At 57.9% G+C, this 18,935-nt stretch carries 17 protein-coding genes; 6 read left to right on the top strand and 11 right to left on the bottom strand.

Features of this window, described 5'->3' with window-relative positions:
* On the bottom strand, nucleotides 1-1,575 hold the full coding sequence (locus ACR0AL_RS07175; protein WP_170347893.1) for a KpsE/RkpR family capsule polysaccharide export protein: 1,575 nt from the start codon (nucleotides 1,573-1,575) through the stop codon (nucleotides 1-3).
* The gene (locus ACR0AL_RS07170; protein WP_170347894.1) at nucleotides 1,553-2,212 is read right to left on the bottom strand and encodes an ABC transporter ATP-binding protein; all 660 of its coding nucleotides are present in this window, start codon (nucleotides 2,210-2,212) and stop codon (nucleotides 1,553-1,555) included. The genes ACR0AL_RS07175 and ACR0AL_RS07170 overlap by 23 nt, the downstream gene beginning before the upstream one ends.
* Before the next feature lie 233 nt (nucleotides 2,213-2,445).
* Here ACR0AL_RS07170 and ACR0AL_RS07165 point away from each other — a divergent pair, with 233 nt between their 5' ends.
* Entirely contained in the window at nucleotides 2,446-3,033 is a 588-nt protein-coding gene (locus ACR0AL_RS07165) for a uracil-DNA glycosylase family protein (RefSeq protein ID WP_480662451.1), read from the top strand.
* Nucleotides 3,026-3,814, top strand: a complete 789-nt coding sequence (locus ACR0AL_RS07160; protein WP_480662449.1) for an SseB family protein — start codon at nucleotides 3,026-3,028, stop codon at nucleotides 3,812-3,814. The genes ACR0AL_RS07165 and ACR0AL_RS07160 overlap by 8 nt, the downstream gene beginning before the upstream one ends.
* Nucleotides 3,815-3,860: 46 nt before the next feature.
* Here ACR0AL_RS07160 and yghU read toward each other — a convergent pair whose 3' ends face one another.
* Nucleotides 3,861-4,739 (bottom strand): glutathione-dependent disulfide-bond oxidoreductase, encoded by an 879-nt coding sequence (gene yghU, locus ACR0AL_RS07155; protein ID WP_170547978.1) that lies wholly within the window; start codon nucleotides 4,737-4,739, stop codon nucleotides 3,861-3,863.
* A gap of 231 nt (nucleotides 4,740-4,970) precedes the next feature.
* Here yghU and ACR0AL_RS07150 point away from each other — a divergent pair, with 231 nt between their 5' ends.
* The gene (locus ACR0AL_RS07150; protein WP_170504590.1) at nucleotides 4,971-5,489 is read left to right on the top strand and encodes a YHS domain-containing (seleno)protein; all 519 of its coding nucleotides are present in this window, start codon (nucleotides 4,971-4,973) and stop codon (nucleotides 5,487-5,489) included.
* Between the two features lie 52 nt (nucleotides 5,490-5,541).
* Here the strand turns inward: ACR0AL_RS07150 and ACR0AL_RS07145 are convergent, their stop codons facing one another.
* Nucleotides 5,542-6,189: a DnaJ domain-containing protein gene (locus ACR0AL_RS07145; protein WP_480662447.1), complete on the bottom strand. Its 648-nt coding sequence runs from the start codon at nucleotides 6,187-6,189 to the stop codon at nucleotides 5,542-5,544.
* A 204-nt stretch (nucleotides 6,190-6,393) separates the two neighbouring features.
* A complete protein-coding gene (gene metF / locus ACR0AL_RS07140; protein WP_480662445.1) occupies nucleotides 6,394-7,260 on the bottom strand; it encodes a methylenetetrahydrofolate reductase [NAD(P)H] in 867 nt (288 codons plus the stop codon).
* Nucleotides 7,261-7,354: 94 nt separating this feature from the next.
* Here metF and ACR0AL_RS07135 point away from each other — a divergent pair, with 94 nt between their 5' ends.
* Nucleotides 7,355-8,260: a LysR family transcriptional regulator gene (locus ACR0AL_RS07135; RefSeq protein ID WP_480662552.1), complete on the top strand. Its 906-nt coding sequence runs from the start codon at nucleotides 7,355-7,357 to the stop codon at nucleotides 8,258-8,260.
* Nucleotides 8,261-8,356: 96 nt separating this feature from the next.
* Complete coding sequence (locus ACR0AL_RS07130; RefSeq protein ID WP_170347901.1) at nucleotides 8,357-9,142, top strand: inositol monophosphatase family protein; 786 nt, start codon at nucleotides 8,357-8,359, stop codon at nucleotides 9,140-9,142.
* 71 nt (nucleotides 9,143-9,213) lie between these two features.
* On the opposite strand, the gene bhcD is transcribed toward ACR0AL_RS07130, so the two are convergent.
* From bhcD to bhcA, 4 genes are all read right to left on the bottom strand, one after another.
* Nucleotides 9,214-10,203: an iminosuccinate reductase BhcD gene (gene bhcD / locus ACR0AL_RS07125; RefSeq protein ID WP_170347902.1), complete on the bottom strand. Its 990-nt coding sequence runs from the start codon at nucleotides 10,201-10,203 to the stop codon at nucleotides 9,214-9,216.
* Nucleotides 10,204-10,280: 77 nt separating this feature from the next.
* Nucleotides 10,281-11,444: a 3-hydroxy-D-aspartate aldolase BhcC gene (bhcC, locus tag ACR0AL_RS07120; RefSeq protein WP_480662443.1), complete on the bottom strand. Its 1,164-nt coding sequence runs from the start codon at nucleotides 11,442-11,444 to the stop codon at nucleotides 10,281-10,283.
* 12 nt (nucleotides 11,445-11,456) lie between these two features.
* A complete protein-coding gene (bhcB, locus tag ACR0AL_RS07115; RefSeq protein WP_480662441.1) occupies nucleotides 11,457-12,431 on the bottom strand; it encodes a beta-hydroxyaspartate dehydratase BhcB in 975 nt (324 codons plus the stop codon).
* A gap of 11 nt (nucleotides 12,432-12,442) precedes the next feature.
* Entirely contained in the window at nucleotides 12,443-13,633 is a 1,191-nt protein-coding gene (bhcA, locus tag ACR0AL_RS07110; protein WP_480662439.1) for an L-aspartate--glyoxylate aminotransferase BhcA, read from the bottom strand.
* A 186-nt stretch (nucleotides 13,634-13,819) separates the two neighbouring features.
* Here bhcA and ACR0AL_RS07105 point away from each other — a divergent pair, with 186 nt between their 5' ends.
* Nucleotides 13,820-14,650 carry an IclR family transcriptional regulator gene (locus ACR0AL_RS07105; RefSeq protein WP_170504598.1) on the top strand — a complete coding sequence of 277 codons (831 nt, stop codon included), beginning with the start codon at nucleotides 13,820-13,822 and terminating at the stop codon, nucleotides 14,648-14,650.
* Between the two features lie 3 nt (nucleotides 14,651-14,653).
* Here the strand turns inward: ACR0AL_RS07105 and ACR0AL_RS07100 are convergent, their stop codons facing one another.
* Together ACR0AL_RS07100 and putA are read right to left on the bottom strand one after the other, a co-directional pair.
* On the bottom strand, nucleotides 14,654-15,397 hold the full coding sequence (locus tag ACR0AL_RS07100; RefSeq protein ID WP_170395499.1) for a rhomboid family intramembrane serine protease: 744 nt from the start codon (nucleotides 15,395-15,397) through the stop codon (nucleotides 14,654-14,656).
* 42 nt (nucleotides 15,398-15,439) lie between these two features.
* Nucleotides 15,440-18,841 (bottom strand): bifunctional proline dehydrogenase/L-glutamate gamma-semialdehyde dehydrogenase PutA, encoded by a 3,402-nt coding sequence (putA, locus tag ACR0AL_RS07095; protein ID WP_480662437.1) that lies wholly within the window; start codon nucleotides 18,839-18,841, stop codon nucleotides 15,440-15,442.
* Nucleotides 18,842-18,935: the final 94 nt, after the last annotated feature.

Genomic DNA, 18,935 nt, shown 5'->3' with positions numbered 1-18,935 from the left:
TTACGAGGATACCTGTTCACGAAGGACCGACGCGGTAAGCGAGATCATCAGGTAGATACCAGCAAACAATAGGAAAGCCAAAATCGTATTTTCAAACTTGCGCGGATAGCTGGGTTCCTCACTGGCGACCGGGTTCACTGAAACCGTCAGATAACGCACTTTGCGGTTGGCTTCGGTTCGTGTGGTTTCCATCTGTTCCATTGCGGTTTGCAGCATCAAATCACGAGCCACAAGGTCGGCCTGGGCCATCTGAATTCGCACGCTTAAACGCGCCAGCGAGTTTTCGCCTGCTGACGCGTCCAGCATTTCGGCGTTCAGTTCTGCCAGGGCAACTTCAAGTCGTTGAATGTCCGCACGGACACCATCCACTTTGGCTTGGTTCGGGCGCAAGTTGTCCAAAAGTGCGGCCAGCTGCAGTTCTTTTTCCTGCAACTCGATTTCGATTACGTTGATCCGTTCGCGCAGGCCAAGGAGGACGTTTTCTGGGTCCAAAACCGCCCCCTGAAGCTGCAGCTCGATCAGTTCCTCCTGAGCTTTTCGACGTTCGTTCTGAGCCAATTCAAAACCGGCCCGGGCATCGCGCATTTGGTCTTCGCGTTTCAATTCGGTCAGACCGTTGATGGTTTCCTCGGCATAGGACAGTAGAAGATTGGAAAGTTCGACTGAAATCTCGGGGCTTGGTGCCGCAACTTCCATCCGGATGATACCGTCGCTGGGGTCGTACCCAATGGTAATCATCCGCTTGTAAAGCTTATAGGTATCCTCAAGAGATGCATCCTGCGGCAGGCGTTGAATCGGATCGATCCAATCCTGCTTGAAGATTTCGGAAAAATTGGTGTCGTTCTCAAGTCGCACCAGCGCGTCTTTGGATTCCAAAAATTCCTGCGTGGCGACGGAATCTTGTGCAGTGGCGAATTGAGTACCTGCAAGAAACCCACCAAAGGACGCCCCGCCGCCGTCTGCCTGCAAGATTGAAAAGGCGGAATCGCTGGCGTACATCGGTGTTGCGTACCGATAGAAATAGGTGCCCACAATCAGGGTCGGCAGCAGTACAAAGGCTGCCAGACGCGCAAACAGCGCAAACAGCTTGCGTTTGCGGCGGCGTGCGATGTCCTTTTGAATTTCACCGATTTCAAGATTTCGCCGCTCGGCTGGCGTTAGCTCCGGACCGGTAAGGCCTTGGGAAGAGTCCGAAATCGTCTGCGGCAACTGGATCTTGATCTTGTCCTTTGCTTGATCATTCGAACCTGTTTTTTCGGCTGCCAAATCCAGCAAGTTGGCACGTTCGAACGGATCGATGCCCTTTTTACGTAATAGCCGCACCGCGTCGTAATCCGACGTTGCAGCAAGCCCGTTTTTCTGGGCCAGACGACGTGCCACACGCAGTTGGCGACCGGTTAGCCCTTCGCGCTTGATCGCCTCAATATCGGTCGAGGGAGACGGGTTATTTGCCGCCTCAGACGGTTGCGTCGCTTTTCTGATGCGCGAAATCGCGTCGGCCCGTGCGTCTGCGGAATCCGAGCCCTGACGATTGCGGCGCCAGCGATATTTTTTAGCCTTGGGTTTGGTAGTCATATAACTGTCGTGCCTCTTCCAAGGTGTCGAACATGTAAAGCTGACCGTCCAATAGAACGGCCGCCTGCTGTGCAAATTTCTCAAGAACGTCGGGATTGTGGGACACGATCACCAGTGTCGTTGTCCGCAAACGCTCTCGCAGGATGTCACCTGCTTTTCGGTTGAATTCTACATCCGTGGATGAGGGCATGCCCTCATCAATCAGGTACATGTCAAAATCCAGCGCCAGCATCAGGGCAAAGGTAAAGCGAGCCCGCATACCGGATGAATAGGTCCCGATAGGCTGGTTGAAATACTCACCCAGATTGCACAGCCAGCTGCAATACGCCTCGACATAGTCGGGATCCATTCCATAGATTTTGGCGATGTAGCGGGCGTTTTCCAGGGCCGAAAGCTTTTTGACCACACCGCCGGAAAACCCCATCGGGAACGAGATGCGGCAGGATTTGCGGATCACACCCTCATCCGGTTTTTCCAGCCCGGCCATCATGTTGATCAATGTCGTCTTGCCGGTGCCGTTTGGGGCCAATATGCCAATCGACCGGCCCAGTTCGATCTGGAACGAGACCCGATCCAGGATCACCTTGCGGCGGGTCCCGGTCCAAAAGGACTTACTGACATTCTCAAACTCAAGCATTCACGGCCTGCTGCTCGGGCGTTTGTTTGGTACACCGCCCAGGTTGGTAAACCATCGACAAATTTATTGGTCCATGTTGGCTACATTATGTCGAATTGTGAAACAAATGATCAATGCGTACCGTCGCTGTGCTGTTGGTTTTGTGACTTTTGCATCTGTTGGCCTTGGGGTGCCCGTTGACTATCTTTCCTTTCGTCCGTCAACCAATTTGATGCAGGAAGTCTTGCGATCTGATGAATTCGCTACAGAAAGAAATTGCGGCCTGCCGTATTTGCGCAGACAGGTTTCAGACCACGTTTACCGCGCATAAGCCGCGCCCGGTGGTCTGGTTTCGGTCTGGTACGCCATTGTTGATCGCAGGGCAGGCGCCTGGCGCGCGGGTCCATGCCTCGGGGCGTCCGTTCACCGATCCCTCTGGCGACCGTCTGCGGGACTGGCTGGGGATTGACGAGGCCGTATTCTATGACCGCGCCCGCGTGTCGATCGTTCCGATGGCCTTTTGCTTTCCCGGATATAACGAGCGTAAAGCCGACCTACCACCGCCGCCCATATGCGGAAAGACATGGCATGACAGGGTGATGGATGAGTTAGGCGAGGTACCGCTGACGGTTCTGGTCGGGGGACACGCGCACAAATATCACCTAGGCGTACGTACGGCCGTGACCGAAACCGTGCGCAACTGGCGAGACCATGCGCCGCGCGTCTTTCCCTTGCCTCATCCGTCTTGGCGGAATACGGCATGGCTAAAGAAAAACCCGTGGTTCGAAGCTGAACTGCTGCCGGTTCTGCGTGCGCGGGTGCAAGAGGTTTTGAATGACTAACGCCACGGCGCTTGACGCCGCCCATGCCACGATGGAGGCCAATCCGCAGGATGACGCGGCGCGTCTGCGGTTTTTTGAGCGCCTGGCAGACTCTGAGCTGTTTCTGTTGCTGGCCGAAGAAGCGCAGGACGAGAATATTTCGCCCGAGCTGTTCGATGTTGCGGATGGCCGCTTTGTACTGGCCTTTGATCGCCACGACCGTTTGGCCCGATTTGCGGAACGTCCCGTGCCTTACGTCGCGCTGTCGGGTCGGGTGCTGTCGACGATGCTGGCAGGGCAGGGGATCGGGCTGGGTCTGAACCTTGAGGTCGCACCTTCATCCATGCTGATCCCGGCCGAAGCGCTGGGCTGGCTGGCCACCACGTTGGAACATGCACCAGAAGAGGTACAGCAACGTCTGGCAGAGTTCCTGCCGCCAAAGGGAATGCCGGATGATCTGTTGACAGCGCTGGACACGAAGCTGGCCACAGCCGTCGGCTTGGCCGAAGCTGCGTTTCTTGTTGGGACCAAGACGGAAGAGGGCGGCATGGGCCACCTTCTTGGTTTTGTCGGCGCGGTTGAGGGGGCTGAGCCCGCACTGGCCAAAGCCGCGTCCGAGGCACTGACCTTTTCCGGGATCGAGGCTGGGGCGATGGATGTTGGTTTTTTTGGCCCGCATGATCCAGCATCAGCGGCACTGGCACGGGTTGGCTTACGGTTCGACTTGCCACAGCCCGAGGCGCGGGTCATCGAACAGGTTACGCCGGGCAGTAACCCGGATAAGCCACCAATTTTGAAATAGGTGGTCAGGCAAGCCCCGCGATCCAACGAACCGCGGGGCGTCGCTACTATTCTGCTGCTGCTTCCAGCTTGTCTTGTGTGCGGGTGTCGAAATCGCTTGCGTCATGGCGTTCGTGCAGCTGCGTATGCGGCTCACCAAACGCACGGTTGACCATGCGGCCACGCTGAACAGCGGGGCGCGCGTCGATCGCCTTGGCCCACCGCATCACATTTTTATAGGACTCGACATCCAGGAACTCGGCGGCGCTGTAGAGGCGGCCCAACACCAGTTGGCCATACCAGGGCCAGATGGCCATATCAGCAATGGTATAGTCTTCGCCTGCAATATAAGCGTTTTCAGCCAGTTGCCGGTCCAGCACGTCCAGCTGCCGTTTGGCCTCCATCGCGAAGCGGTTGATCGGGTATTCCCATTTCTCAGGCGCATAGGCGTAGAAATGGCCAAAGCCGCCGCCAAGATAAGGCGCACTGCCCATCTGCCAAAACACCCAGTTCATCACCTCGGTGCGTTCCTGACCCGATTTCGGCAGGAAAGCATCGAACTTTTCGGCCAGATGGAACAGGATGGAGGCGCTTTCGAAAACACGCACAGGCGCATCACCCGAGCGGTCCCAAAGCGCAGGGATTTTTGAGTTCGGATTGGCGTCGACAAAGCCCGAGCTGAATTGGTCCCCCTCGCCGATATTAACCAGCCATGCGTTGTATTCGGCACCTTCGTGACCCAGCGCCAGTAGTTCTTCCAGCATCACTGTGACTTTGACGCCGTTTGGGGTGGCCAGTGAATAAAGCTGTAGTGGATGCTTTCCGACCGGCAGGTCCTTGTCGTGGGTCGCCCCGGCAATGGGTCGGTTGATATTGGCAAATCGACCACCGCTTTCGCTGTCCCATGTCCAGACTGCGGGGGGCGTGTATGGGGATTGCTCGCTCATCTGTCGTCTTTCTCAGCTACGTTCTGGTAAAGTTCATGTCCGTCTCAACAGCTAATGTTGCAAAGCCCCGAGTCCAACCCCGGATGTTGGGGCAGTTTTGTAACATTCGGGATCGGACCTCTCACATTTCTTCATGCGATGTCACAGCGGCGCGAGCAGGACTGCCCATTGGGGCGAAAATATCTATTCTCTCAGCAAGTGCCCAACCCCGAGGACAAAAGGATTTACCACATGAAACGCTTTGCCCTGACTTTCGTGACAGCTTTGGCCTTTGCCGTGCCGGCTTTCGCCGGTGATCAGTATGTAGACGGCACCGGCTTTGCCGTGTCGGGTTACGACGTTGTCGCCTATCGTGGCCTGGATCAGGCGTCGGTTGGCCAAGCCCAGCCCGAGGCCGTGCGTGGCCGTTCTGATATTACAGCGGACTATAACGGTGCCACTTGGGCGTTCTCGACCGAAGAGAACCGCGATAAGTTTCTTGAAAACCCCGCCTATTACGCCCCGGCCTATGATGGGCATTGCGCTTACGGTGTATCGCGTGGTGGCAAGGTTCCGGCGAACCCGAACCTGTGGCGGATTGTCGATGACAAGCTGTACCTGAACATCACTGATGTTGTTGTCGGCTTTTTTGAAGAGGATATCCCCGGCAACATCAATCTGGCCGAAGGCAACTGGCCTGGGATCGAAGGTGATGACGCATCGACCAGCGTTATTCCGAAATTCACCTCGGAAGGTCCGATCGCAAACTAATACGCTACTCACCGAAGCTAAACCCGGTCCACACTAGGCCGGGTTTTTGCTGTTAGCCAGCCAGCCAGAAGTCGTCGCGCATCTGTTGATCCGCGTCGAACTTGATGCGAACGCTTTTCGCGCCGGGAAACTTTCGTTCGGTGATCGTGTCGGGAACCACGACTTCACCGGCCCCTGCATCGTTCGACTGAAAGCTCAGAACTTCGGTTTCCGTCCGCCGGGCCGAGGCAAGAACCGAGGTTGGCAGCGCCACCCGGTTGGACCCCTCACAAACTGGTGTTGGAACAAAATAAGTCAGATGACGGCCATAAAACCCAACGGCTTCGGGGACATGGTCTGCTTCGATTGAGGTCTGAGAATCCGGGTTTGCGCCATCCGGGCTGTGCGCCAGAGCTGTGTTCAGCAACACGCGGCAGGCGTCGATATCGCCGCTTTCCAATTCAATGACACGTTTGCGTAGCTTCGGCCGGCGCGGCATGCCGGTGGCACGTCCTTTGACGGTCAGCCCTTCGCGGCGTAAAAAATCATACGCCTCTTTGGCGCGCGCGAAATGTGTGCAATCGCCGTTTCTGTGGTCTGGATGTGCGTGAAATGCGATGTGGCGCCAAGCATCCCGGATATCGTCGGACCCTGCATTCTGGTCCAAGCCCAAAGCCTCGAGCGCGTCAGCGCGTGCATTTATCTTTTCAACAGGCTCCATAGCCAAAACACTCATTAAACAAACACTACGAACTCAGTGTGTGGAGGCTCACGAATTTGTCAAACTTTATCAAAAATTTATCGCTATTTGGGGGACAGTTCGAAAGGGGTCGCGCTATTGTTCACATCCCGGTTGCACTTGTGATCCCACAAAAAAGCCCGGAGCCTTGGTAGGGTCCGGGCAAAGTAACTAACAGGGATCAAATCAGGCGACGTTTTGCAATTCGGCCTTTGGAGTAATACCCAGTGCAAAACACACGTCGCGCGTCAGTTCAGGCCGATTCAGGGTATAGAAATGCAGCTTGTCCACGCCTTCGTCGATCAGGTCCGAACACAGTTCGGTGCATAGTGCTGTGGCCAGCAGATCCTCTCGATCATCGCGAATCGCCTTTTCAAAGGCGTTTTCGACCCAGTCAGGGATATGCGCACCACAGCGGCGGGCAAAATTGCGGGCACCTTTCCAGTTCTCGATGGGCAGAATGCCGGGCACGATGGGCTTGTCGATCCCGGCTTTTTCGCAGGCATCGCGGAAGCGGAAAAAGGTCTCGGCCTCAAAGAAGAACTGCGTCAGGGCTTCGTCCGCGCCGGCATCCAGCTTGGCCTTGAGCCAATCGATATCGGCGGAAAAGTCCTGTGCCTCGGGGTGCTTGTCGGGATAGGCGCCGACGCGGATGCTGAACATTTCGGTTTCAGCCAGGGCTTCGATCAACTCGACCGAGTTTGCGAACCCATCGGGATGCGGCAGGAACCGAACCTGACCTTTCGGCGGATCACCCCGCAGGGCGACAATGTCCTGAACCCCGGCACGCGCGAATGTATCGGCGATCTCCAGCGTTTCCTGGCGCGAGGCGTCCACGCAGGTCAGGTGCGCTGCCACAGGAAGGCCGGATGATTTGTGCAGGGTGGCCACGGCATCGCGGGTTAGTTCGCGGGTTGTGCCGCCCGCCCCATAGGTGACCGAGACAAAGCGCGGCTCAAGCGGGGCCAGCGTCTGAACCGTATCCCACAGGCGGAATGAGGCCTCGAGCGTTTGCGGCGGGAAAAACTCGAATGAAATTTCTGGTTTCGTCATGGCTGCCTCACTGGTCCTATCTGTGGCTCTTGTGCCAGTTTGCGCATTGTGAGACAAACTCATATTGCTCAAGAACAACATGAGTCACACTACAATGCACATCGAATTCCGACACCTGCGTACGATTAAGGCCATCCATGAATGCGGCGGCTTGGCCCGTGCGGCGGATCAGCTGAACATCACGCAATCCGCGCTGAGCCATCAGATCAAGGGGTTGGAGGATCAGGCGGGGGTCGAATTGTTCCTGCGCCGGTCCAAGCCGATGAAACTGTCGGCGGCGGGCTTGCGTCTGTTACGGCTGGCTGAGCAGATTCTGCCGCAACTTGAGGCGACGCAACAGGAATTTTCCTCTCTGCGGGACGGGCGCACGGGGCGGATGCATATCGCCATCGAATGTCACGCCTGTTTCGAATGGCTGTTCCCGGTGCTGGAATCTTTCCGCAAATCCTGGGGCGATGTAGATGTCGATATCCGCCCGGGTCTGGCCTTTGACGCTTTGCCTGCCCTGCAGAAGGAAGAGGTCGATCTGGTGGTGTCGTCCGACCCTGAGGAGCTGCCGGGTATAGAATTCATCGAACTGTTTGACTATGACGCGGTCTTTGTCGCGTCGTCCTCGCACCCCTTGGCGCAGAAAGAGTTCATCGAGGCCGAGGATTTCCGAGGGCAAACCCTGATTACATACCCGGTCGAACGCACACGTTTGGATGTGTTCAGCCAATTGTTGATCCCGGCACGCGTTGAACCGGCCGCAATCCGGCAGGTGGAATTGACGGCAGTGATCCTGTTGCTTGTGGCCTCGAACCGGGGCGTTGCTGCGTTGCCTGACTGGGTCGTGCGCGAGGTAAAATACAACTCGGACTATGTCACCCGCCCGCTGACGGAAAACGGAATTACCCGCACATTGTACGCGGCAGTGCGCTTGGAAGACCTTGAAAAACCCTACGTGCAGGAACTGATCGAACTGGCGGGAACCGAGGCGCGCAAGCTGCAAGAGCAATAGGTAATAAATGCGGGTCTGCTATGCGCATCATTCCTCTTGGCAAGGGCGCGTTGCACCAGTATACGCGCGGTTTGACCGGACAGGAGCCTTTGGACAATGGTTGGCAGTGCAAACCTCAACATCATGATCAAAGCCGCGCGCAAGGCGGGGCGTTCTTTGGTCAAGGATTTTCGTGAAGTCGAGAACCTTCAGGTGTCGATGAAAGGCGCGGGCGACTTTGTCTCCAAGGCCGATATTGCCGCCGAGGCAATCCTGAAAGAGGAACTGCTGGGTGCGCGCCCAACCTATGGCTGGTTGGCCGAAGAGGGCGGCGCGATTGATGGTGAGGACCCAACCCGCCGTTGGATTGTAGACCCGTTGGACGGCACAACCAACTTCCTGCACGGCCTGCCGCACTGGGCGGTGTCGATTGCGCTGGAACACAAGGGCAAGATCGTGGCCGGAGTGATCTATGACGCCGCCAAGGATGAGATGTTCTTTGCCGAAAAAGGTGAAGGCGCATGGATGAACGATACCCGCATCCGTGTCTCGGGCCGTCATCGCATGATCGAGTCCATCTTTTCGACCGGCTTGCCATTCGGGGGCCGCTCGGACCTGCCTGCCACGTTGCAGGATCTGGCCCGGCTGATGCCTGCCTGCGCTGGTGTGCGCCGCTGGGGCGCTGCGGCGCTGGACATGGCTTATGTGGCCGCAGGCCGCTATGAAGGGTTCTGGGAGCGTCGCCTGAACGCTTGGGACGTGGCCGCTGGGATCATCATCGTGAAAGAGGCCGGTGGCTTTGTGCAAGCCCTGAACCCCGAAGGCAACGTGCTTGAGGATGGCGAGGTGATCTGCGCCAATGAGCCGATCTTTGACCAGTTCGCCAAGGTTATCCGGGGCTAAGCTTCCTGCAAATCCATTAAAAAAAGCACGCCCTGTTACAGGCGCGCTTTGTCGTTTCAAAGAGACTGGATTCAGAGGGTTGCGCGCTGCGCCAGCCCGGCTTCATCCGCCAGCCGTGCGGCAACAGATGCAACCGCCAGGTCCTGTAGCCCAACACCGGTTCCGTCGAACAAGGTGATCTCATCCGCGCTTGCCCGCCCCGAATGGTCGCCATTGATGACGGCACCGATTGGGGTGATCTGATCTTCGGTCAACGAGCCGTTTGCGATGGCATGCTGAGCTTCGCCAAGGGTGACCGATTGGGCAACTTCGTCGGTGTAAACCGTTGCACTGGCAACCAGCGCGGCGTCGACTTCTTGCTTGCCTACCGTATCGGTGCCCATGCAGGCCAGATGGGTGCCCGGTTTGATCCAGTCTTTCATCAGCAAAGGTTCAAACGCCGACGTGATGGTGATGATGACATCCGCCTGTGCGCCCAGCTCTTCTTGACTAACAGCTTCGAAGTCGAGGCCGATTTCTTTCGCGACCTCACCCAGACGCGGAAGCATCTCGGGGTGGGGGTTCCAGGCAACGACTTTTTCAAAGTCGCGTTGCTCGGCTGCGGCGCGCAGTTGGAAGGCGGATTGATGGCCAGCGCCAACCATGCCCAGAACCTTGGAGTCCTTTCGGGCCAGATGGGCGATGGAAACGGCAGACGATGCAGCCGTGCGCACGGCGGTCAGGTAGTTGCCGCCGACCAGTGCAGACAGACGCCCGGTGTCCGGGTCGAACAGGAAGACAGTGGATTGGTGGTTGGTCAACCCTTTGTCCAGATTGCCGGGCCAGTAGCCGCCAGATTTGACACCCAGCACCTGACCGGCCCGATCAAAGCCGGATTTGAATCCATATAGCGCATCGGCATAGCCAATCGCTTCACGGATGACCGGAAAGTTGTAAGCATCTCCGCGCGCCATTGCGGCGAACACGTCCTGCACCGCGTCAAACGCGTCGCTGCGGCCAACCAGTTGCTGGCAAAGATCTTCTCCGACGATCAGCAAGGGTTTTTCCGACATATCTTTCATGACCTTTTCCTTAGCTTGAGGGCAGGTCCGGGCGGCAGGGAAGGGAAGAACCGCCGCCCGGATCAATGCGGTTCGGCTTAATACGCCTTACCGCGAGCGGATACTGGCCAGAGGGTTTCGACCTTGCCGTTGCGCACCCCAACATACCAATCATGGACGTTGGCGGTGGGGTCGCAGTGACCCGGAACTAGACGCAGTTTGTCGTTCACCTTCAACGCACCGTCGGGATCAGCGACAACACCGTGTTCGTCCGAACACTTGACGTATTCCACATCGGTGCGCCCAAAGATCACCGGCAAGCCACTGTCCACCGACTGCGCCTTGAGGCCTGCATCGACAATGGCCTTGTCGGCCTTGGCGTGGCTCATGACGCTGGTGAGGATGAAGAACGCGTTCTCCCATTCTCCACGGTCGATGCGGTTGCCGTCCTGATCAAGGATACGACCATAATCGGCGTCCATGAAGGCGTAGGAACCGCACTGCAGTTCGTTGTATACGCCCGAAGTGCTTTCAAAATAGTAGGACCCGGTGCCGCCACCGCCGACAATGTCACACTCCAGACCTTCTGCGGCCAACCCGTCCACTGCGTCTTTGACCTGTGCCACGGCAACGTCGATCTTAGCCTTGCGGTCCTCATAAAGGTCCATGTGCTGCATCGCGCCCTGGTAAGCCTGAATGCCAGAGAACTTCAGCCCCGGAGCCGCGTCGATGGCTTTGGCGATGGCGATTACCTCGGGTGTCGTCGTCACGCCGCAGCGACCTGCGCCGCAGTCAATCTCGACCAGACATTCGATCTGGGTGCCATGGCGTTGTGCCGCCTCGGACAGATCGCCGACATTGTCGATGTCGTCGACGCAGCAGATCGTCCGTGCGCCCAGCTTGGGCATGCGCGCAAGGCGGTCGATCTTGGCCGGGTCGCGCACTTGGTTCGAGACCAGAACGTCTTTGATACCGCCGCGGGCAAAGACTTCGGCCTCTGAAACCTTCTGGCAGCATACCCCACAGGCCCCACCTAGTTCGACCTGCAGCTTCGCCACATCGATGGATTTATGCATCTTGCCATGCACCCGGTGACGCATCCCATGGGCCTTGGCATAGTCACCCATCTTTTTGATGTTGCGCTCCAGCGCGTCCAGATCCAGCACCAGACTCGGCGTCTGAATTTCGGCCTCGTCCGTGCCAATCGCGGCAGGAATGTCAAAGCCAACTTCAAGCTGATCAATATTCACAGGCTTGTTCATACTTCTTCCTCCTCAGCCCTTGATCCAGGGCAATTTATCCAAATCCACGTTGCCGCCAGTGATGATCACGCCGATGCGTTTGCCTTTGAACACTTCGGGGTGTTTCAGGATGGTGGCTAACGGCACGGCGCTGCTGGGTTCCATCACAACACGCAGGTATTTCCAGGTGATCTTCATCGCCTCGACGATTTCGTCTTCGCTGGCGGTTTGAATGTCGGTGACAAAGCGGGACACAAAGTGCCAGGTATTTTCCTTCAGCGGCACTTTCAGACCGTCGGCGACAGTGATCGGCGCGTCATCCGCGATGATGTGCCCGGCCTTGAAGCTGCGATAGGCGTCGTCGGCTTGTTCCGGTTCGGCGGCGTATATCTTTACCTCGGGGGCCGCGTTCGACATTGTCAGGCACGTGCCCGAGATCATGCCGCCGCCACCAATGGGTGCGACTACAGCGTCCACACCGTCAGTCTGCTCAAGCAGCTCGGCCGAACAGGTGGCTTGCCCTGCAATTACGCGCGGGTCGTTGTAGGGGTGAACGAACTCACCGCCCGTCCGGCTTTGCACTTCGGCAAACACCGCCTCACGCGAGGTGGTCGAAGGTTCACACTCGGTGATGATCCCGCCATAACGGCGCACCGCGTCTTTCTTGGCTTGCGGTGCCGTGCGCGGCATCACGACGTTACAGGGAATACCCCGCCGTCCGGCTGCATATGACAAACTGAGCGCATGGTTGCCCGAAGAGTGGGTGGCCACGCCGCGCTTTGCAGCGTCGTCATCCAGCCCAAAGACCGCATTGCAGGCCCCGCGCACTTTGAAGGCCCCGGCCTCTTGGAAGTTTTCACATTTAAAGAACAGCTGTGCGCCGGTCAGTTCGTCCAGATAGTCCGAACGCATCACTGGTGTGCGGTTGATATGTGGCCGAATCCGCTCGTGCGCTTCGCGCATGTCGGCCAGCGTCAGGCTTTCAGCTGTGGTAAGTGCGTCCAACATCAAGCTCCTCCTTAAGCTGCGGATTGCATCGGTGTGGCGCTACCGCTGCGGAAGTACTCCTGCGCTGCTGCAACACCGCTGCCCAACGTGATCGGATAGTCCAGATCAGCCATCGCCATTTCGATCGTGGCCAGACCGGACAGAACCATTACATCCGTCAGGCTGCCCAGATGGCCGATACGGAAGGCTTTGCCGTTCATTTCGCCCAACCCGATGCCAAAGCTTACGCCATAGGCATTAAAGGCGTGATCGGTCAGCGCATTGCTGTCAAAGCCTTCAGGTACGTAAATCGCACTGACGGTATCGGAATACAGGTCGGGCGATTGCGCCACCAACTCCAGCCTCCAGGCGGCAGTTGCCTTGCGGACCCCTTCGGCCAGACGGAAATGGCGGGCATATACGTTGTCCAGCCCTTCCTCGAACAGCATCTTCAGGCTTTCGCGCATACCATAGATCAGCTGCAGTGGTGGGGTATAGGGAAACCCGCCCGACGCATTTGCGTTCATCATGTCGCGGAAATCAAAGAAGGTGCGCGGCAGTTGGGCAGTTTCCATCGCAGCCAGCGCCTTGGGGCTGACACACAGGATCGCCATACCGGTTGCCAGCATGAAGCCCTTTTGCGAACCCGACACCGCGATATCGACGCCCCAGCCATCAAACTCGAACGGCATCGAGGCCAGTGAACTGACGCAATCCACAAACAGCATCGCCGGGTGGTCGCTGGCATCCATTGCCTTGCGCACCGCTCCGATATCCGAGCGTACGCCGGTCGCCGTTTCGTTATGCGTTACCAGAACTGCTTTGATCTTATGCTCTTTGTCTGCGGCAAGAGCTTCGGCAAACTTATCGGCGGGCGCGCCGCTGCCCCAGGGGCATTCGATAATGCGGACATCCAGGCCGTGCCGTTGGCACAGGTCGATCCAGCGATGGCTGAACATGCCATAGCGCGCAACCAGTACGCTGTCGCCGGGGCTGAGCGTATTGGTCACCGATGCCTCCCAGCCGCCTGTTCCGCTGGCCGGGAAGGTGATGATCTTCCCTTCTTTGGTTCCAAACACCTTTCTGGTGTCTTCCAGCACAGGGGCAAAGGTTTCGACAAAATCAGGCGCGCGGTGGTCCTGTGTCTGGACCTGCATCGCTAGGCGCAACCGATCCGGGATATTGGTGGGGCCGGGAATGAATACCGGGTTTTGATTGGACATTTCTAGATCCTCCGATTTGAAGAAGAGTGTTGTAGAAATCGCTCCTTGGTGCAATTTTCTTGAAAAATATTTTCATTTTTGTAATTAAATAAATAATCCATTGAATAGATGTAATTTTCCGTTTTTCATTTTTGGGTTTCAGAAAGCGGGATGAAAAAAACTTTGCCGGGCTGAAAGGAGAAATCAGTGACGGACACCCCCAAAAGGCCGCGCGGCAGGCCCAAATCGCTGTTCAAGGAAAGCTCGGCCGGGACCATGCAATCACTGGATCGGGCGCTGGTTGTTCTGACCGCAGTGGCACGAATGGAACGCGCTGCGCTAAGCGATCTTGCGCGCGAAGTGGATGTACCTACAGCCACTACGCACCGCATTCTGGCGACGTTGCAGAAACATGGGTTTGTCGCTTTCGATGACGAACGGCAGGAATGGATGATCGGGATTGAAGCGTATCGCACCGGCGCTTCGTTCCTGCGTCGAAACAGCGTGATTGAAATCGGGCGACCGATCTTGCGGCGTTTGATGCAAGAAAGTGGCGAAACCGCGAATTTGGCCGTGCCAGACGGGTCCGAAGTGGTTTTTGTCGGACAGGTTGAAACGCCGAACCCGATCCGGGCGTTTTTCCCACCGGGTGCTAGGACGCCGATGTACGCGTCCGGCACAGGCAAAGCGATATTGGCCGCGATGAGCGAGTCTGCGGCCAGCAAAGCATTGGCGGCTGACGCTGTTCGTTTCACCTCACATACGTTGCTGCCGAACGAAGGGTTAGAGGCGGATTTGGCTAAAACCCATGCCCGCGGCTGGTCGCATGATCATGAGGAACGGTACGAAGGCATGTCTTGTATCGGTGCCGCCATCTACAATGACCGGGGCGAACCCTGTGCCGGGATTTCCGTGTCTGGGCCGTCTGTCCGGTTCATTGCCGACCGGGCAACAGAACTGGGTGTGTTGGTTCGGGACGCCGCAGAAGAGATCACGCAGCTCAGCGGCGGTCGACTACCGAAGCCGCCTGAGGACTAGCGCCTATTTTCGCGGGACCCGTGGAATGCGGGATTGGGATAATTTGTATTTGTGTTCGGGGTGGGGCGGGTGGCCATGGGTGCGGCCCCAAAACGCGGGACCACCTCGTTTCAGCCAAAGCGGGAGGCACAGGACCAGGCCGACCAAAAAGCCCCCCGTGTGCGCCCAATAGGCAACTCCACCTTCGTCTGGGTTGCTTGCAAGGCTGCCCATGAATTGAAGGCCCAACCAGATGCCCAGCATGATGAAGGCCGGGATGGTGAAAATCCGAAAATAGACGATCAGAATCAGCAGAACGTCCACGCGCGCTTTGGGGAACAGCAAAAGATAGCCGCCCATCACCCCGGCAATCGCACCCGAGGCTCCAATGGTCGGCACCACCGAATCCGGAGCGGTGGCTACGTGGATCAGGCCTGCGCCGACACCAGCCAGCAAATAGAACAGCAGGAAGGGCAGGTGGCCCATCTCATCCTCAAGATTGTCCCCGAAAATCCAGAGAAACAGCATGTTCCCGGCCAGATGCATCCATCCACCATGCAGAAACATCGACGTCACAAGGGTTTCGAACGCAAATCCATCGGTGATCCGCGCCGGGATGATAGCATAGTCGAAATACAGCCTGTTGATCAGCGGTGCATTATCCATAATCCCCACATAGCTGAAGAAAATCAGGATATTGGCTGCCATCAGTAGGTAAACGACATAGGGCGTGCGCCCCGACGGATTGTGGTCACGGATCGGAAACATGGGGGGACGCTGGGCTTTTCCCGGCCCAGCGTCAAGATACGGTTACGCCGCACCTCCCAACAAGGCCGCATTGCCTCCGGCGGCGGTGGTGTCGACGCAGACGTGACGCTCGCCCAGAACCCGCGCCCGATCAGGCTGACCGGGGATCAGCGGCAGGATCGGGCCGTCACGGCGGGCCAGGTGGCGTTCGATCTCGCGCGCGGTTTCGTCATCTCCCCACCACAGAACTCCTGAGATATTGGCGATGTTCTCTAGCCTGTGCAGGTCCACCATGCCGGTCGCTAGAATGGCGGTGCCGCCCAGGGCTGCGACTGCTTCGGTCTGCGCTTGTGCGGCCTCGGGTCCTGGCCCAATGCAAAACAATGGCGCGCGGGGGAATTCACTCAGTCGGTTGGATTCGCCGGTCGGACCGGGCAGGGATTGCGTGCGTACGGCAGCAGGCTGGCCTTGCGGATCGGGTAGATCGCCCATCGTGTTGTTCCAATTCGCCGTGCTGTGTTGACGATCCGGAGCACAGAAGCGTGCCATGTAGTTCGGTCCACCCGCCTTGGGTCCGGTGCCCGACAGACCTTCGCCGCCAAAGGGCTGAGAACCCACGATCGCACCAATCTGGTTGCGGTTGACATAAATGTTGCCTGCGTGAACGGACTCGGTGATGTGTTGCACCCGGTCATCGATGCGGGTGTGCAGGCCGAAAGTCAGCCCATAACCCGTGGCATTGATGTCGGCGATGACCTGATCAATCTCAGCAGCCTTGAAGCGGACGACATGCAGGACCGGGCCAAACACTTCACGCTGCAGTGCGCTGATACCGGGGATTTCGATCAGGGTAGGGGCGATGAAAGTCCCTTCGGGGGGCGTGTTCAGTTCCTTCACCACCCGGCCTGCTGCGCGCGCTTGCGCGATGTGGTCCGCAATGCCTTGCAGCGCGTCCTGATCAATGACCGGGCCGCAGTCGGTCGACAAAAGCCATGGGTCACCGACCTGCAAAGCCTCCATCGCGCCGGTCAGCATGGTCAGCAAGTCGTCGGCGATATCTTCCTGCACATAGAGGCAGCGCAGGGCCGAGCATCTCTGACCCGCAGATTGAAATGCGCTTTCGATGATGGATTGCACGGCTTGTTCAGGCAGTGCGGTGCTGTCCACAATCATGGCGTTCAATCCGCCGGTTTCCGCGATCAAAGGCGTGCCAGGTTTCAGGTTCTCTGCCATTGCTGAACGAATTTTCAATGCGGTGGCGGTCGAGCCTGTAAAGGCGACCCCAGACACGCGCGGGTCTGACGTCAAGGCCGCCCCGACGGACGGCCCACCGGGCAGCAGTTGCAGAACGTCGCGCGGTACTCCGGCCTCGTGCAGCAGTTGGACAGCCCGGTGCGCGACCAACGGTGTTTGCGGCGCAGGCTTGGCTAGAACGGCGTTGCCGGTGGCCAAAGCCGCCGAAATCTGCCCGGTAAAGATTGCCAGCGGAAAGTTCCAGGGGCTGATGCAAGTAAACGTGCCCGCCGGTTCAGCCGCCGGGATATTAGCAGCATAATAACGAAGGAAGTCGACAGCCTCGCGCAGTTCAGCGACCGCATCGGGAACCGATTTGCCAGCCTCTCGCGCCAGCAGAGCGAAAAGCTCACCATAATGTGCTTCGTACAGATCAGCTGCTGTATTCAATACCTGCGCCCGTTGTTCAGCCGGAGCATTCCACGGAGCCGCCGTGGCCAACGCAAGTTCGACATCCTGAGCGCTGGCCGGGGCGACCGCGCCCGGTCGGTCCTGTGGATGCGCCGGATTGAAGACGGCTTCGTCAGCGTCGGGATGCGCGTCTTGCGACAGAAGCGGCTGCGCGTACCAGTGATGTGCGCGAAACGCATCGCGGGCGGCGTCAATCCGATCGAGCGTCGGTGTGTGTTGCAGATCGAACCCTTTAGAATTGGGCCGTTCGGGTTGAAACAGTTCAGGGCCGGTTGGCAGCGGTGATTTTGGTTCTGCAATGGTGTCGAACGGGTCCGAGGCGACCTCCTCGGGTGGCACATTTTCATCGACGATCTGGTTCACGAAGGATGAGTTCGCACCGTTTTCAAGCAAACGCCGCACCAGATAGGCCAAAAGATCGCGATGTGCTCCGACCGGAGCGTAAATTCGGCAGCGAGTGTTGCTTTGATCGCGAACGATCTGATGCAAAGTTTCGCCCATGCCATGCAAACGCTGAAACTCGAACGGTTGCGCGTCGGCCATATGCAGGATTGCGCTGACCGTATGGGCGTTATGGGTGGCAAATTGCGGGTAAATTCGGTCGGTCATACCCAACAGCTTGCGGGCATTGGCGATGTACGAGATATCGGTCGCCGCCTTGCGCGTGAAAACCGGGAAACCGTCGACACCCTCGACCTGCGCTCGCTTGACCTCGGTATCCCAATAGGCCCCTTTGACCAGCCGGACCATCAGTTTGCGGTCATGACGTTCTGCCATGTCATAGAGCGTGTCCAGAACAAGCCCCGCACGCGGACCATAAGCTTGCACGACAATGCCGAAACCATCCCAACCGGCCAATGCGGGCTCGCCCATAACGGCTTCGATCACTTGCAGGGAAAGCGACAGGCGGTCGGCTTCCTCGGCGTCTACATTCAGGCCCATACCGGCGGCTTTGGCCAACAGACACAGGGCGCGCAGGCGAGGAACAAGCTCTTCCATCACCCGTTGTTCCTGCGCCAACTCATAGCGCGGATGCAGGGCTGACAGCTTTACCGATATCCCCGGATTGGCCCGGATATCGTCATGGGTGCAGGCATCGGCAATGGCCGCGATAGCGCGAGAATAAGACAGGTGATAACGGGCGGCGTCAGCTTCTGTGCGCGCCGCCTCGCCCAGCATGTCGTAGGAATAGGTGTAACCCTTTGCCTCCATCCCGGCGGCCCGGTCCATGGCGGACTGGATAGTCTCACCCAGTACGAATTGACGGCCCATTTCTTTCATCGCGCGGCCAACGGCCGTACGGATCACCGGTTCGCCCAATCGTTTGATGGCCCCGCGCAGGGCGCCGACGGGCGACGCTTTGCCCTCGTCCAGAACCTTTCCGGTCAGCATCAGCGCCCAAGTTGACGCGTTCACCAGCGAAGACGATGACTGCCCCAGATGTTTGCCCCAATCCGATGGCGCAATCTTGTCCTCGATCAGCGCGTCGATGGTGTCGGCATCAGGGACGCGCAGCAGCGCCTCGGCCAGACACATCAGCGCGATGCCCTCGTCGGTGGACAGGCCGTATTCGGCCAGAAACACCTCCATCATGCCGGGCGAAGTACTGGACCGGATGTCACGCACCAACTGAGCCGCTGCTGCGCAGATCGCCGTGCGGTCGGCTTGGGGCAGGTTGGCATGTTCGACCAACTGATCCAATACTGCAGACTGGTCAGCATAGGTCTGGCCGTCGATATGGGTGCGCAGGCTGTGTGTCATGTATCCTCCGGGCTTTTGGGGAGTATACAGTCGATTTTTCAGGACAATCGCCTTAAGTTCAAAAAATAGTAGGCGAATGTTCTGAAATTTCGAG

Source organism: Ruegeria sp. BB1, assembly GCF_056539465.1.
This window is presented reverse-complemented; position numbering and strand designations above follow the sequence as displayed.

What these genes read in the sequence shown, in the direction of transcription:
- ACR0AL_RS07175 (WP_170347893.1), bottom strand. Translation starts at nt 1,575, where the DNA reads ATGACTACCAAACCCAAGGCTAAAAAATATCGCTGGCGCCGCAATCGT.
- ACR0AL_RS07170 (WP_170347894.1), bottom strand. Translation starts at nt 2,212, where the DNA reads ATGCTTGAGTTTGAGAATGTCAGTAAGTCCTTTTGGACCGGGACCCGC.
- ACR0AL_RS07165 (WP_480662451.1), top strand. Translation starts at nt 2,446, where the DNA reads ATGAATTCGCTACAGAAAGAAATTGCGGCCTGCCGTATTTGCGCAGAC.
- ACR0AL_RS07160 (WP_480662449.1), top strand. Translation starts at nt 3,026, where the DNA reads ATGACTAACGCCACGGCGCTTGACGCCGCCCATGCCACGATGGAGGCC.
- yghU (WP_170547978.1), bottom strand. Translation starts at nt 4,739, where the DNA reads ATGAGCGAGCAATCCCCATACACGCCCCCCGCAGTCTGGACATGGGAC.
- ACR0AL_RS07150 (WP_170504590.1), top strand. Translation starts at nt 4,971, where the DNA reads ATGAAACGCTTTGCCCTGACTTTCGTGACAGCTTTGGCCTTTGCCGTG.
- ACR0AL_RS07145 (WP_480662447.1), bottom strand. Translation starts at nt 6,189, where the DNA reads ATGGAGCCTGTTGAAAAGATAAATGCACGCGCTGACGCGCTCGAGGCT.
- metF (WP_480662445.1), bottom strand. Translation starts at nt 7,260, where the DNA reads ATGACGAAACCAGAAATTTCATTCGAGTTTTTCCCGCCGCAAACGCTC.
- ACR0AL_RS07135 (WP_480662552.1), top strand. Translation starts at nt 7,355, where the DNA reads ATGCACATCGAATTCCGACACCTGCGTACGATTAAGGCCATCCATGAA.
- ACR0AL_RS07130 (WP_170347901.1), top strand. Translation starts at nt 8,357, where the DNA reads ATGGTTGGCAGTGCAAACCTCAACATCATGATCAAAGCCGCGCGCAAG.
- bhcD (WP_170347902.1), bottom strand. Translation starts at nt 10,203, where the DNA reads ATGAAAGATATGTCGGAAAAACCCTTGCTGATCGTCGGAGAAGATCTT.
- bhcC (WP_480662443.1), bottom strand. Translation starts at nt 11,444, where the DNA reads ATGAACAAGCCTGTGAATATTGATCAGCTTGAAGTTGGCTTTGACATT.
- bhcB (WP_480662441.1), bottom strand. Translation starts at nt 12,431, where the DNA reads ATGTTGGACGCACTTACCACAGCTGAAAGCCTGACGCTGGCCGACATG.
- bhcA (WP_480662439.1), bottom strand. Translation starts at nt 13,633, where the DNA reads ATGTCCAATCAAAACCCGGTATTCATTCCCGGCCCCACCAATATCCCG.
- ACR0AL_RS07100 (WP_170395499.1), bottom strand. Translation starts at nt 15,397, where the DNA reads ATGTTTCCGATCCGTGACCACAATCCGTCGGGGCGCACGCCCTATGTC.
- putA (WP_480662437.1), bottom strand. Translation starts at nt 18,841, where the DNA reads ATGACACACAGCCTGCGCACCCATATCGACGGCCAGACCTATGCTGAC.